Source organism: Streptomyces sp. NPDC034111 (assembly GCF_055575375.1).
On the sequence record NZ_JBVIST010000023.1, the window covers coordinates 1 to 14,071 of the forward strand.

Annotated in this window: 9 protein-coding genes and 1 pseudogene; 7 read left to right on the forward strand and 3 right to left on the reverse strand. The window is 70.9% G+C overall.

Annotated features, from left to right (window positions below):
- Positions 1–490 (forward strand): annotated as a pseudogene (locus tag ACZ55A_RS32865) (hypothetical protein); the annotation flags it as partial.
- Between the two features lie 2 nt (positions 491–492).
- Here the strand turns inward: ACZ55A_RS32865 and ACZ55A_RS32870 are convergent.
- The 3 genes from ACZ55A_RS32870 to ACZ55A_RS32880 all read right to left on the reverse strand — a co-directional run bounded on the left by ACZ55A_RS32870 (position 493) and on the right by ACZ55A_RS32880 (position 3,984).
- Positions 493–2,001, reverse strand: a complete 1,509-nt coding sequence (locus ACZ55A_RS32870; protein ID WP_468847971.1) for an SDR family oxidoreductase — start codon at positions 1,999–2,001, stop codon at positions 493–495.
- A 149-nt stretch (positions 2,002–2,150) separates the two neighbouring features.
- Positions 2,151–2,732 (reverse strand): hypothetical protein, encoded by a 582-nt coding sequence (locus tag ACZ55A_RS32875; protein WP_468847975.1) that lies wholly within the window; start codon positions 2,730–2,732, stop codon positions 2,151–2,153.
- A 127-nt stretch (positions 2,733–2,859) separates the two neighbouring features.
- Positions 2,860–3,984 (reverse strand): LacI family DNA-binding transcriptional regulator, encoded by a 1,125-nt coding sequence (locus ACZ55A_RS32880; protein WP_468847978.1) that lies wholly within the window; start codon positions 3,982–3,984, stop codon positions 2,860–2,862.
- 406 nt (positions 3,985–4,390) lie between these two features.
- Between ACZ55A_RS32880 and ACZ55A_RS32885 the strand changes: the two genes are divergently transcribed.
- The 6 genes from ACZ55A_RS32885 to ACZ55A_RS32910 all read left to right on the forward strand — a co-directional run bounded on the left by ACZ55A_RS32885 (position 4,391) and on the right by ACZ55A_RS32910 (position 14,059).
- Positions 4,391–5,683, forward strand: a complete 1,293-nt coding sequence (locus ACZ55A_RS32885) for an ABC transporter substrate-binding protein (protein WP_468847981.1) — start codon at positions 4,391–4,393, stop codon at positions 5,681–5,683.
- Between the two features lie 13 nt (positions 5,684–5,696).
- A complete protein-coding gene (locus ACZ55A_RS32890; protein ID WP_468847983.1) occupies positions 5,697–6,566 on the forward strand; it encodes a carbohydrate ABC transporter permease in 870 nt (289 codons plus the stop codon).
- Complete coding sequence (locus tag ACZ55A_RS32895) at positions 6,563–7,429, forward strand: carbohydrate ABC transporter permease (protein ID WP_468847986.1); 867 nt, start codon at positions 6,563–6,565, stop codon at positions 7,427–7,429. The genes ACZ55A_RS32890 and ACZ55A_RS32895 overlap by 4 nt, the downstream gene beginning before the upstream one ends.
- 62 nt (positions 7,430–7,491) lie before the next feature.
- A complete protein-coding gene (locus tag ACZ55A_RS32900; protein ID WP_468847989.1) occupies positions 7,492–8,808 on the forward strand; it encodes a glycoside hydrolase 5 family protein in 1,317 nt (438 codons plus the stop codon).
- Complete coding sequence (locus tag ACZ55A_RS32905; RefSeq protein ID WP_468847992.1) at positions 8,805–10,898, forward strand: endo-beta-N-acetylglucosaminidase; 2,094 nt, start codon at positions 8,805–8,807, stop codon at positions 10,896–10,898. The genes ACZ55A_RS32900 and ACZ55A_RS32905 overlap by 4 nt, the downstream gene beginning before the upstream one ends.
- An 80-nt stretch (positions 10,899–10,978) precedes the next feature.
- Positions 10,979–14,059, forward strand: coding sequence for an alpha-mannosidase (locus ACZ55A_RS32910; protein ID WP_468847995.1), 3,081 nt, complete (start codon positions 10,979–10,981; stop codon positions 14,057–14,059).
- Positions 14,060–14,071 lie beyond the last annotated feature (12 nt).

The window sequence follows — 14,071 nt, forward strand, 5'->3', positions numbered from 1 at the left end:
GAGCCGCGAGTTGACGAGACACCGGCTGGGATATGAGCATGCAAGATCAACGATCTTGGGGCCTGCGAAGCAACGCTTTGTTTCCGGACAGCTTCCCCGGGCCCGCTACCGGGACGGCGAGATCCTGGTCGTCGACGAGCCCACCGCGGCGCTGGACGCGGCGGCCGAGCAGGAGGTCTTCACCAAGATCCGTAATCTCGCCGCCGACGGACAGACGATCGTGCTGATCACGCACCGGCTCCACTCGGTCCGGCACGCCGACCTCATCTACCTCATGGAGCAAGGCCGTATCGTCGAGCGCGGCACCTTCCAGGAGTTGATGGCCCCTGCGGCACCGGGTGGCTTCCGCGCCCTGTACGAGCTCCAGCGCAGCCAGTTCCAGACGGAGACGGAAACGGGGGCGGACGGGAAGGCGGAGCCGGAGGCGGCGGGGAGGACCGGCCGGGCGGCGCTGCCCGCGCAGAACGGGCAGTCTGGACAAGGGAGTTGAGGCTAGGAAGCTGCGCGCTCAGCCGCGGCCGCGATGTTGCGGGCCATACCGCCGAAGACCACGGCGTGGAAGGGAGAGACGGACCACCAGTACGCATGGCCGGTCAGCCCGTGCGGATGGAACAGGGCCCGCTGGCGGTAGCACGTACGGCCCTGGGCATCGCGGCCGACCGTCATCTCCAGCCAGGCCAGACCGGGGAGCCGCATCTCGGCGCGCAACCGCAGCAGGCGCCCCGGCTCGACCTCCTCGACGCGCCAGAAGTCGAGCGCGTCACCGACCCGCAGCCGGCCGGCGTCCCGTCTGCCGCGGCGCAGACCCACGCCGCCGACCATCCGGTCCAGCCAGCCACGCACCGCCCAGGCGAGCGGGAAGGAGTACCAGCCGTTCGCCCCGCCGATCCCCTCCACCACCCGCCACAGGACCTCAGGCGGAGCGTCCACGGTCTGTTCCCGGCGGTCGGTGTAGAGGCTGCCGCCCGACCAGTCGGGGTCGGTGGGCAACGGGTCGCTCGGTGCGCCGGGCACCGCGGCGTTGGACCAGCGGGTGGTGACCTCGGCGTCCCTGACCCGGCGCAGCGCGAGGGCCAGGGCCTCGTCGAAGGCGAGGGGGTGGCCCGGTGGGTCCGGGTCGGGGAGGTAACGGGTGAGGTCGTGCTCGTGGCAGACCACCTCGTGCCGCAGCGACTCGGCAAGCGGCCTGGCGATAGCGGGCGGCACCGGAGTGACCAGTCCGATCCACAGGCTGGACAGGCGCGGGGTGAGCACCGGCACGGGCAGGATCAGCCGTTCGGGCAGCCCGGCGACGCGGGCGTAGCGCTGCATCATGTCGCGGTAGGTGAGGATGTCGGGTCCGCCGATGTCGAAGGTCCGGCTGACGTCGTCGGGGAGGCGGGCGCAGCCCACCAGGCAGCGCAGCACATCGCGGACCGCGATCGGCTGGATGCGGGTGCGGACCCAGCTGGGGGTGACCATCACCGGCAGCCGTTCGGTGAGGTAGCGCAGCATCTCGAACGAGGCCGAGCCGGAGCCGATGATGACGGCGGCGCGCAGCACGGCGGTGGGTACGCCGGACGCCAGCAGGATCCGTGCGACCTCGGCCCGGGAGCGCAGATGGGGCGACAGCTCCCGCTCGGGGACCCCCTGCGGGGTGAGTCCGCCGAGGTAGACGATCCGGCGCACCCCGGCGGCGCGGGCCTGGCGGGCGAAGATCTGCGCGGCCTTGCGGTCGGTCTCCTCGAACCGGCGGCCGCTGCCCAGGGCGTGTACGAGGTAGTACGCGACGTCGACGCCGGCCATCGCCGTACGGACCGAGTCGGCGTCCGTGACGTCACCGCGCAGGACCTCGGTGCGCGCCGCCCACGGGTGGTCGCGCAGTTTCTCCGGCGTCCTGGCCAGTGCGCGTACGGTGTAGCCGGCCGCGAGCAGTTCGGGGACCAGACGGCCGCCGAGGTAGCCGGTGGCGCCGGTGACCAGGGCGCGCGGCTGCGGCGCGGCCTCACCCTTGTCGGCCATGTACCGGGCCTCCTCCGGCAGCGGCAGGACACTCGGACCGCCCCTGCCAAGTCTGTCACCGGTCGCGGCGCGGGGCATGACGGCCGGTGGGCGGCACGGCTCAGGGCGCGGCCGAGGACGGCACGGCGCGGGTCAGGGAGGGAACGGGCTCAGGGCGCGTCCTGCCGGGGCGGGCGGCACAGGTCCAGCTGCCGCAGCGGACGGACCTTCTTCTCCTGGTCGAGTTGCCAGCCGTACCGCGCGGCGATCTCCAGCGCCCTGCGCGCCCCGATGCCCCGGTAGAAGTGGAAGCGGAGCAGGGCGTTGGTGGCGGTGGGCTTCTTGGCGGTCAGCAGCTTCTCGACCCGGGCGCGGTGGAAGTCCGGGTCGCCCTCGTGCCGTAGTTCGCTCCAGGTGACCCACCAACGGGGGCGGAACGGTATCGGATCGAGCACCTTGTCGAGCAGCCGGTCCAGGGTCTTCTCCTTGACCCAGAACAGCAGCACCTCCCCCACCAGGCCGAGGGCGTACAGCGCGGCGAAGAGGGCCAGGAACAGCGCCACATGGACCGGGAAGTAGAGGACGGTGCACATGTGGCGGGTGATCAGGCCGGCCCGGGAGCGGGGCGGAACCGGGTCCCATTCCGGGAAGCGGGTCAACTCGTACGGCGGCTGACCGTATGGAGACTGGACGCCGGAGTGTGGGTGTTGGGGCTGCTGGGGCTGCTGGGGCGAGGGTGACGTGGGGCGCACCGCCTCATCCCATCACTTCCGATCGGAACATGACAACGCGCGCCCGGCTGCCACGCAGGTCAGCGGGGCACCCAGGTCAGCGAGGCACGCACGTCAGCGGGGCGGGCAGGTCAGCGGGGCACGCACGTCAGCGGGGCGGGCACGGTCCCGTGCTCTCGCGGGCCTCCAAATGCGGCAGTTCGCCCTCCACGGTGCGCAGCGGCCCCCCGTCGAGAACGGCGAGGAGCTCCTGGGCGGCGAGCCGGCCGAAGCCAGGGGTGTCGCGGACGAGCGCGGTCAGCCGGGGGTGGGTGACCCGGCACAGCGCCGAGTCGTCCCAGGCCACGATCGACAGCGCGCCCGGTACGGGGATGCCCCGCTCCGCGGCCACCGAGGCACCGGCCACGGCCATCACATCGTTGTCGTAGATGATCGCCGTGGGCGGCTGTGCGGCGTCGAGGAGGCGGCGGGTGGCCTCGGCCCCCTCGGCGTCGGAGTAGTCGGTGGTCACCGAGCGGACCTGGTGTCCGTCGAGGCCGCGCCGGTCCGCTTCGGTACGCAGCGAGCGGATCCGGCGCTCGGTGTGGGCGAGCCCGGGCAGCCCCGCCACGTGCACGATGCGACGGTGGCCGAGGCCGTGGAGGTGGTCGAGGACCCGGGCCATGGCCTTGGCGTCGTCGGCCCAGACGGTGGAGAGGAGCGGGTACCCGGGGGCGGGGGACTCCGGGTCGGGGGTGACCGAACTCGGGGTGGCCGTGCCCGGGCCCGTGTTGGCCGGGCCGCCGACGAGGACCGCGGGCAGACCGAGTGCGGCGAGCAGTTCCGGCCGGGGGTCCTCGGTGCGCGGGTCGACCACCAGGACGCCGTCCACCCGGCGTTCGGCCCACCAGCGGCGGTAGAGCGCGCACTCGTCGTCAAGTTCCTCGACGACCTGGAAGAGCAGCGCGATCTTCCGTGCGGAGAGCACTTCCTGGATGCCGGAGACGAGTTGCAGGAAGAAGGACTCCACGCCCAGGGTCCGCGCGGGACGGGCGAGCACCAGGCCGAGGGCGCCGGAGCGTTCGCCGGACAGTGCGCGGGCGGCACTGTTGGCCTGCCAGCCCAGTTCCTCGGCGACGCGTCGTACCCGGGCGCGGGTGTCGTCGGAGACGCCCGGCCGGTCGTTGAGCGCAAAGGACACGGCGCTCTCCGAGACCCCGGCCCGGCGGGCGATGTCCTTGATCGTCGGGCGGCGCGCCGGCCTGCGGCGGGCGGCCTCACCGGGCGCTGTCATGGGCGGTCTCTCCTCGGACTTAACCGCATTAGTCCGGCCAGTCTGATCAGCAGCGGGTGGCCTGTCAAACGCCGGGCGATGGCCTGCGAAGGCGGCGGAAAACCGCTCAGGTCCGGGGTATTGACACCCACTAAAGCGCATTAGTAGCGTCTGCCGCATCGTCGCCCGAGGACTCGAAGAGAAAGCTCGACGGAGCAGCCGAAAGGGCCGTCATTCCCCTTTCGTCATCTTCCCCGCCGGCACATTCCGTCGCACCGTTCCGCCGCTCGTCGTTCCGCCGTTCGCAGTTCGCCGCTCGTCGTTTCGCTGTTCCGTCGTTCCGTCGTTCTGCCGCAAAGCAAGTCGTACCGCCTGTCCTGCGCGACATTTTCCCTGGTGTCCGGTCCGAGCGAAGGAGCCGCAAGCCATGCGTATTTCCCGTCGAGCAGCCGCCGTGGCCGCGGCGCTGTTCAGCTCGTCGCTTGCCCTGACCGCATGCGGGTCCGCAGGGGGATCCGGCGGGACGGACAGCGCGTCGGGGGAGGTCGAGGGGCAGGTCACGTTCCAGACCTGGAATCTCAAGGCGAATTTCAAGGACTATTTCGAGGGGATCATTGCAGATTTCGAGAGGAAGTACCCGGACGCGAAGGTGAAGTGGGTGGATCAGCCGGCCGAGGGGTATCCGGAGAAACTGAGTGCGGATGCGGCGGGCGGCACGCTGCCCGATGTGGTGAATGTTTCGCCGGATCTCGCCTATCCGCTGGCGAAGGCAGGCCTTGCGCTCGACCTGGAGAAGGCAGCGGGAAAGTATCGCGACGAATATCTTCCCGGGGCTTGGCGGAGCCATGAAATGCCGGGGCTCTCGGGGGTCTATGCCTTCCCCTGGTATCTGAACACCGGGCCGATGTTCTACAACAAGGAGCTCTTCAAGAAGGCCGGGCTCGATCCGGAGAAGCCGCCGGCGACCTACGACCAGCTCTTCGCGGACGCGGTGTCGATGGCCAGGCGCAGCGACCGGAAGATAGCGATGCTCGCCGGCACACCGTCGATCGAGGACTTCGGACGTTACGGCGTACGGCTGATGAATCCGCAGGGCACCGAGTTCACCTTCAACGAACCCAAGGGCGTCGAACTGCTCCGGCGCTACAAGGAGTTGTACGCGGCCGGGGCGCTGGACTCGCAGGCGCTCACGGCGCAGGCGGAGTCGTCGGGGCGGAAGTTCCAGCAGCAGTCGGTGGCCATGAATCCGGGCAGTGCGCACGATCTGGAGAACTTCAAGAAGGAGGCGCCGAGCCTCTACCGGCACATCGGCATCACGGACGCGGTCAACAACACCGGTAAGGCCAATATGTACGTCCAGGGCCTGATGGTGAATGCGCAGAGCAAGGTCAAGCCGGCGGCGGTGGCGTTCGCGCACTTCGTCACCGACCGGAAGAACCAGATGGCCTTCGCCAAGGAGGTCACGATCTTCCCCAGCACCAAGGGCTCGCTGGACGATCCGTACTTCACCAAGGAGGACGGCACCGATGCGACCCGGGTGCGGGTGGCCTCGGCCAAGTCGCTGAAGACCGCGGTGAATTACACCCCGGTTCTGCTCAGCGACCAGATGAAGACCGTACTGCGCAATGCGGTGGCCAAGGCCGTGCAGGGCAAGGAGCCGCCCAAGGCGGCGCTGGACGGTGCGGTCGCCGAGTGCAACCGGCTGCTGAAGACCGGCTGAGTCCGGAGCCGTTGTGAAGACGCATACGCGGTCCGGTCCTTGGCTGTTTCTCGCTCCCGGACTGCTGGTGGTCGCCGCCTTCAGTCTCTATCCGTTCCTGAGCACGGTGGCGCACTCCTTCACCGATGCGCGCACCCTCACCGCGGGACAGTTTGTCGGCGGCACCAATTACCGGGAGCTGGTGCAGGACGCCATGTTCTGGACGGGGCTGCGCAACAGCCTGGTGTATGTCCTCGGGGTCGTACCGCTGCTGGTGATACTGCCGCTGCTGCTGGCCCTGCTGGTGCAGCGGCAGATACCCGGAATCGCTTTCTTCCGGGCCGCGTTCTATACGCCGGTGGTCGCCTCCGTCGTCGTGGTCGGACTGATCTGGGTGTGGCTGCTGGACGACCGGGGGCTGATCAATGCGCTGCTCGAAGGGCTGGGCTTCGGCAAGGCCGGCTTTCTCAGCGATCCATGGCTGCTGCTGGCGAGTGCGATGGCGGTCACGGTCTGGAAGGGCCTCGGCTACTACATGATCATTTATCTGGCGGCGCTGGCGAATGTGCCCCGGGAGCTGCACGATGCCTGCGCGGTCGACGGTGCCGGAGCGGTACGCCGCTTTCTGACCGTCACGGTGCCCGCGGTGCGCTCCACGATGGTCCTGGTGGCCGCGCTCTCCGCGGTCAACGCCTTCAAGGTCTTCTCCGAGGTCTATCTGATGGCCGGTCCGACGGGCGGTCCGGGCGGTGAGGACACCACGCTGGTGATGCTCGTCCAGCAGGTCGGTACCGGTCTCAGCGGCCGGGTCGGCTACGCCTCCGCGCTGTCCGTCGTGGTCTTCGTGATCACCCTCGGGCTGATGCTGCTGGTACTCCGCGCCAACCGCAGGGAGGACGTATGAGCGCCACGGCAGCCGGGCGGCGGCGTACCCGGCAGCGGCGGCTGTACAAGTGGCAACTGCTGCTCCGCTATCTGCTGCTGCTCGCCGTGCTGGCCCTGACCATCGGCCCGTTCCTCTGGCAGCTGTCCACCTCGCTCAAGGGCCCCGGCGAGGACATCTACCGCTATCCGCCGAGCCTGGTTCCGCACCACCTCACGCTGGCCAACTACGGCGGCGTGGCAAAGATCATCCCGGTCTGGGACTTCGCGCTAAACTCGCTGAAGGTCGCCACCGCCAATGTGGTCACCAACTGCGCGGGCGCGGCGCTCGCCGGCTATGCGCTGGCCCGGCTGCGCTTCACGGGCCGTAAGGCGGCACTGGTCGTCTTCATCATGGCGATGCTGGTGCCGGTCGAGAGCATCATGATCGCCCAGTTTGTGACGATGCGTGAGCTACAGCTCAACAACACCCTGCTCGGTGTGGTGCTGCCCGGCTGTATCGGCGCGATGAATGTGCTGCTGATGCGGAACGCGTTCGCGGGTCTGCCGTACGAGGTCGAGGAGGCGGCGTTCGTCGACGGCGCCAACGCCTGGCAGCGGTTCGTACGGATCGCACTGCCCTCGGTCAAGGGCACCCTCGCGGTCGTGGCGATCTTCGCCTTCATGGGTGCCTGGGACGACTTCCTGTGGCCGCTGATCGTGCTGAGCGACCAGTCGAAGTTCACCCTGACCATCGGACTGAACTTTCTGCACGGCACCTTCGCGTACAACCAGCGGCTGGTCGCGGCCGGCACCGTCATCGCCGTCCTGCCGCTGATCGTGCTGTTCGCCTGTCTCCAGCGCTACTTCTTCCGCGGCGTCGGTGAGGGCGCCGTCAAGGGCTGAGCCCCCCCCGCACGCACCCGCACGCGCCCGTACGCCCCGCCCCCGTACCCCACAGGAGCCCCATGCGATTCGGCGCCAACTACACCCCCACCCAAGGCTGGTTCCACCACTGGCTGGACTTCGACCCGGACGCCGTGCGCGCCGACCTCGACTCGCTCGCCACGCTCGGCCTGGACCACATCAGGGTCTTCCCGCTCTGGCCGCTCTTCCAGCCCAACCGCACCCTGATCCGGCCGCGCGCGGTGGAAGCGCTGGTGCAGCTGGCGGACGTCGCGGCCGAGCGCGGACTCGACGTCTCTGTCGACGGACTACAGGGCCATCTGTCGAGCTTCGACTTCCTGCCCGCGTGGACCCGGACCTGGCACCGCCGCAGCCTCTTCACCGACCCCGAGGTGCTGGCCGGCCAGGAGGAGTATCTGCGGACGCTGGCGGCCGCGCTCGCCGACCGCCCCAACTTCCTCGGTATGACGCTCGGAAACGAGATCAACCAGTTCTCCGACGGCCCGCACCCGGACCCGGACCGGATCACCGAAGCCCAGGCCACCGCCTGGCTGGAGCGGATGCTGACGGCCTGCGAGCGGGGCGCGCCCGGGCGAATGCATCTGCATGCCGCATACGACGCGGCCTGGTACCGCGACGGCCACCCCTTCACCCCCGCGCAGGCCGCCCGGCTGGGTGCGGTCACCGCCGTGCACTCCTGGGTGTTCAACGGCACCGCGCAGCGGCACGGGCCCACGGGAATCGCCACCGAGCAGCACGCCGCCTATCTCATCGAGCTGTCCAAGGCCTGGGCCGAGGAGCCGCACCGCCCGGTGTGGCTCCAGGAGGTCGGCGCCCCGGCGCCGCACATCCCCGAGGAGGGCGCGGCCCGCTTCACCGAGGCCACCGTGGTCAACGCCCTGGACTGCCCGGACCTCTGGGGCGTCACGTGGTGGTGTTCCCATGATGTGTCACGGTCGCTGGCGGACTTCCCCGAGCTGGAGTACGGGCTGGGGCTGCTCACCAACGACCGTACGGTCAAGCCGGCGGGCCGGGCGCTCGCGGCGCTGGTCGAGCACTGGCGCGGCCGGGAGCACCGTCCGCCGGTACGCAGCACCGCGCTGGTCGTCGACGCCGGCGCCGCCGAGGCCGCGCCGCGCCGCTCGGTGTGCGCACCCGGCGGCCCGGTCTTCGAGGCCTGGGCCGAGCTTGCCGCCCAGGGCGTCCGTCCGTCTCTCGTACTGGCCGAACTCGCCACCGACGAACGTCATATGACGTCGCGTGGCATCACCGAGGTCTGCACACCTGAGGAGGTCCTTACCGGGCGCCACCGAGGGCCGGGCCCCGGAAGCCGGCGCGCCTCGTCGCCGTCCGTCCCCGACCGGAGGAGCACCGCATGAACGCGCAACCGTCGCCCGTCCCCCGCCGTCGTGTGCTGCTGGCCGGGGCAGGCGCCGCGGCCGCGCTGTGCGGGCCGTCCCTCGGTGCCGGCGCGGCGGTGGCCGCCGGTCACCACCGTGCCGGCACCGCGGACTCGTTGCAGCCGTACGCCTCGTACTGGTTCCCCGACTCGCTGCCGTCGGGCACGCCCGGGGACGGCATCACCTGGCGGAGCCTGCTGGCCTGGAGGCCGGAGACCGACCGGGATCTGGCGTTCAACAGGGCCTCGGTACCGTTGGCCACGCGCTTCACCCCGGTCCCGGCGAACGCCACGGCCCGCACCGGCCAGGCGCGGATCAGTGCGCTGGCGGCCTTCGACCACACCGCGGGCAACCCCTCGCAGGGCTCGGCGACCGCCGACCACTACACGCCGACCCACTGGGCGTACCTCGACGAGCTGGTGTTCTGGGGCGGTTCCTCCGGCGAGGGGCTGATCCTGGCGCCGAACGCCCCGGTGGTCGATGCCGCGCACCGCAACGGCGTACCCGTACTCGGCACCGTCTTCCTGCCACCGGTCGCCTACGGCGGGCAGCTGCGCTGGACCCGCGACCTGGTGCGGCAGGACGCGGCCGGGCGCTTCCCGCTCGCCGCGAAGCTGGTGCAGGTCGCGACCGTGTACGGCTTCGACGGCTGGTTCATCAATGCGGAGACCGGGGGCGGGGACGCCGCGCTGGCCGCCGATATGCAGGCGTTCCTGCGGGCGCTGCGCACCGCGGGCGCCGGGCACGGGCTGCGCATCACCTGGTACGACGCGATGAACACGACCGGGCAGGTCGGCTGGCAGGGCGCGCTGGACGAGCTGAATCAGTCGTTCTTCCAGGACGCTGCCGGGCCGGTCGCCGACTCGCTGTTCGTGGACTTCCGCTGGAGTGCCCGGTCGCTCGCGGACTCCGGGCGGCTCGCGGACCAACTGGGCCGTAGCCGCTATGAGTTGTGGGCCGGGGTCGATGTCGAATCGGCGGGCTGGGACAGCGACACCGACTGGGAGGCGATCCTGCCCAGCGGGCGGGACCATGTCGTCTCGTACGGCTTCTACCGGCCCGAGTGGACCCTCCGGCATCTGCCCGAGGGGCGCACTCCCGGCCAGTTCCACGCCGCGGACGACCGGTTCTGGTCCGGGGCGGGGCTTGATCCGACGCAGCCCGGCGGTCCGGGCGGCGGCTGGCGGGCACCGGCCACCGCGGTCGCGGACCGTTCGACGCTCACCGCGCTGCCGTTCGCCACCACCTTCAACACCGGCCATGGCCTGCGCTGGTACGAGGGCGGCACGGTCACGTCGGAGGCCCCCTGGAACCATCTCGGGCTCCAGGATCGGCTGCCGGCGCGGCGCTGGGTGGTCCGTACCGCTGGCCAACGCCCCGATGTTTCACTGGACTTCGCGGATGCCTGGCGGGGCGGCAGCAGTCTGCTGGTGCACGGCGCCCTCGACGCGCCCACGACGCTGGAGCTGTTCCCCACCCAGCTGCCCGCCGGCGCCGCCACCGTCCTCGACCTCACCCATCGGCTCGATCCGTCCTCCGGGCCGGTGACGGTCGAGGTGGCGGTCGCCCTGCGGGAGGCACCGGCGCCGGGCGAGCCCGCCCCGTACCGCTGTCTGCCGGCCGGAACCCTGGAGCCGGGCAGCGGCTGGCGCACCGACTCCGTACCGCTCGGCTCCCTGGGCGCCGGCCGCCTGTATGCGCTGGGCGTACGGCTGACGGGCCGTGGCGGGGCGGCGGTGGCGTGGCGGCTCGGGGCGCTCGCGGTCCACGACGCGGTGGGCTCCCCCTCCGCGCCCAGCCGGCTGAAGATCACCGATACCGCCCGCGCGGACGGGGCGGCCTCGGTGCGGCTGCTCTGGCGGCGCGCCGCCGGCCCGGTGCGCCACTACGAGCTGCACCGCCGGCTCCCGGACGGCACCCGGCGGTTCCTCGGCGGAACCTGTGGCACGGCGTACCACCTCCCGGGGCTGCGGCGCGCCGGGACGGAACCGGCCGCCCGGATCGAGGTGCGCGCCGTGCATGAACTGTTCACCGTCTCGGCGCCTGCCAAGGTGCAACTCCCCTGGTAATCACGGCTGTTGCCGCTCCTCCACCGCCCCCTGTACCGCCCCCTGCACCGCCCCCGACGCTATCTATGGAGCCCATTGCCATGCATGACGATCGCGCACTGACCGAAGCCCGCCTCAAGCGGGTCCTGGACGAGCGCATCCGACCCGCGCTGTATCCGGAGTCGGTTCCCCTGGAGGTCGCGGCCTGGGTCGCACCGGGAATGGGGGCCTCCCCTGCTCGAGCGGAGTCGAGAGCCTGGGGAACTGCCTCCGTGGCGGAGGGCCTGGCCGCCCGGCACACCCCGGTGGCGGTCGGTGACGCCTGGGGAGCGCCCTGGGGCACGACCTGGTTCAAGGTCCTCGGTGAGGTGCCGCAGGAATGGGCGGGCCGCACCGTCGAGGCGGTGCTGGACCTGGGCTTCGACGAGCGGATGCCGGGCTTCCAGTGCGAGGCGCTGGTGCATCTGCCCGACGGCACTCCGGTCAAGGCGATCAATCCGCGCAACCAGTGGGTGCGGGTGGGGGCGCCGGTGCGCGGCGGGGAGCGCGTCGAGTGGCATCTGGAGGCCGCGTCCAACCCCGTCATCCTCGACGTCCATCCGTTCCGGCCGACCCCTCTGGGCGACCGGGAGACGGCGGGCAGCGCACCGCAGTACCGGCTGGCGCGGATGGATCTTGCGGTGTTCGACACCGAGGTGTGGGAGCTGATCCTGGACCTGGAGGTGCTGGGCGAGCTGATGGCGGAGCTTCCGGAGGACAGCCCGCGCCGCTGGGAGGTGCTGCGGGCGGTCGGCCGGGCGCTGGACGCGGTGGATCTCCAGGACGTCAACGCCACGGCGCAGGCGGCGCGTTCGGAGCTGTGTGCGGTGCTGGCGGCCCCCGCGGGGGCCTCCGCGCACCGGATCAGCGCGGTGGGGCATGCGCATATCGACTCGGCGTGGCTGTGGCCGCTGCGCGAGACCGTACGGAAGGTGGCCCGCACCACATCGAACATGACGGCGCTGCTGGAGGACGAGCCGGAGTTCGTCTACGCCATGTCGCAGGCCCAGCAGTACGCCTGGCTCAAGGAGCACCGGCCCGAGGTGTACGCCAAGGTCAAGAAGGCGGTCGCGGAGGGACGGTTCGTACCGGCCGGCGGGATGTGGGTGGAGTCGGACACCAATATGCCCGGTTCGGAGGCGATGGCCCGGCAGTTCGTGCACGGCAAGCGGTTCTTCCTGGAGGAGTTCGGCGTCGAGAACGACGAGGCATGGCTGCCGGACACCTTCGGTTTCGCCGCCGGGCTGCCGCAGATCATCAAGGCGGCGGGCTCGAAGTGGCTGCTGACGCAGAAGATCTCCTGGAGCCGGATCAACGCCTTCCCGCACCACACCTTCCGCTGGGAGGGCATCGACGGCACCCGGATCTTCACCCACTTCCCGCCGGTGGACACCTACAACTGCCAGATGGCGGGCAGCGAAATCGCGCATGCGGCACGGAACTTCAAGGACAAGGGCGTGGCCCGGCACTCGCTGGCGCCGACCGGCTGGGGCGACGGCGGCGGGGGCACCACCCGCGAGATGATCGGCAAGGCCCGCCGGCTGCGCGATCTGGACGGCTCGGCCACGGTGCGGTGGGAGCGGCCCGCGGACTTCTTCGCCAAGGCGGAGGCCGAGTACCCCGATGCGCCGGTGTGGGTGGGCGAGCTCTATCTGGAGCTGCATCGCGCGACCCTTACCAGTCAGGCCCGGACCAAGCGCGGGAACCGGCGCAGCGAGCAGCTGCTGAGAGAGGCCGAACTATGGTCGGCGACAGCGGCGGTGATGACCCAACACCCCTACCCCTATACGGAGTTGGACCGACTCTGGAAGACCGTACTGCTCCATCAGTTCCATGACATCCTGCCCGGCTCGTCCATCGCCTGGGTGCACCGCGAGGCGGAGCGGACCAATGCGTCGGTCGCCGCCGAGCTGGAGGGGATCATCGCGGGCGCCCTGGCCGCGCTGGCCGGCCGCGGCGACGAGGAGCTGACGGTGAACTCGGCGCCGCACCCGCGCAGCGGCGTCCCGGCCGGTGCGATCGCACCCTCCGTGGCGCAGGGCCCTGACGTGTCCGCCACATCCCGGGACGGGGGCGGATTCACCCTGGCCAACGGCCTGTTGCGGATCGGGATCGACGCGCGCGGCCTGGTGGTGTCGGTGTACGACTGCCGCGCCGCACGCGAGGCCGTGGCACCCGGCGCGGCGGCCAACCTGCTACAGATCCACCCGGACTTCCCGAACATGTGGGACGCCTGGGACGTGGACTCCTTCTACCGCAATGTCGTCACCGATCTGACGGACGCGGACGAGGTCGCGCTCGCCGAGGTGACCGCTGACGCCGCGACGGTACGGGTCACCCGTACCTTCGGCGACTCCCGGGTGGTGCAGTCGCTGACGCTGTCCCGCGGGCAGCGGCGGCTGGACATCGACACCGAGGTCGACTGGCACGAGACCGAGAAGTTCCTCAAGGCCGCGTTCCCCCTGGATGTGCACGCCGAGCGCTACGCCGCGGAGACCCAGTTCGGGCATCTGTACCGCCCCACCCACACCAACACCAGCTGGGAGGCGGCCAAGTTCGAGGCGTGTGCGCACCGGTTCGTGCACCTGGAGGAGCCGGGCTGGGGCGCCGCACTGGTCAATGACGCCACCTACGGCCATGACGTCACCCGCACGGTGCGGGACGACGGCGACCGCGGTACCACCACGACCGTACGGCTCTCGCTGCTGCGCGCCCCCCGCTTCCCCGACCCGGAGACCGACCAGGGCCTGCACCGCTTCCGCTATGCGCTGGTCCCCGGCGCCTCCCTGGGCGATGCGGTGCGCGAGGGCCATCGCCTCAACCTGCCCGAGCGGCGGATCACCGGCGCCCGCGCGGTGGCCCCGCTGATCACGGTCGGCAATGACGCGACGGTGGTCACCGCGGTCAAGCTCGCCGACGACGCGAGCGGCGATGTCATCGTCCGTCTCCACGAGGCGCACGGCGGCCGGGCCGTCACCACCGTGACCGCCGGCTTCGAGGTGGCGGACGTGGTCACCACCGATCTGCTGGAACGGCCGACCGAGGACGGGCCGGCACTGGAGCGGGACGGCAACACGGTCCGGATGCGGCTGCGCCCGTTCCAGATCGTGACGCTACGGCTGAGCCGGACGGGCGACCGGTAGGGGCCTGGTCGC

Bases quoted from the DNA above. Each gene is read 5' to 3' on its own strand.
- ACZ55A_RS32895 (WP_468847986.1), top strand. From the start codon at position 6,563: ATGAGCGCCACGGCAGCCGGGCGGCGGCGTACCCGGCAGCGGCGGCTG.
- ACZ55A_RS32885 (WP_468847981.1), top strand. From the start codon at position 4,391: ATGCGTATTTCCCGTCGAGCAGCCGCCGTGGCCGCGGCGCTGTTCAGC.
- ACZ55A_RS32870 (WP_468847971.1), bottom strand. From the start codon at position 2,001: ATGGCCGACAAGGGTGAGGCCGCGCCGCAGCCGCGCGCCCTGGTCACC.
- ACZ55A_RS32900 (WP_468847989.1), top strand. From the start codon at position 7,492: ATGCGATTCGGCGCCAACTACACCCCCACCCAAGGCTGGTTCCACCAC.
- ACZ55A_RS32905 (WP_468847992.1), top strand. From the start codon at position 8,805: ATGAACGCGCAACCGTCGCCCGTCCCCCGCCGTCGTGTGCTGCTGGCC.
- ACZ55A_RS32880 (WP_468847978.1), bottom strand. From the start codon at position 3,984: ATGACAGCGCCCGGTGAGGCCGCCCGCCGCAGGCCGGCGCGCCGCCCG.
- ACZ55A_RS32910 (WP_468847995.1), top strand. From the start codon at position 10,979: ATGCATGACGATCGCGCACTGACCGAAGCCCGCCTCAAGCGGGTCCTG.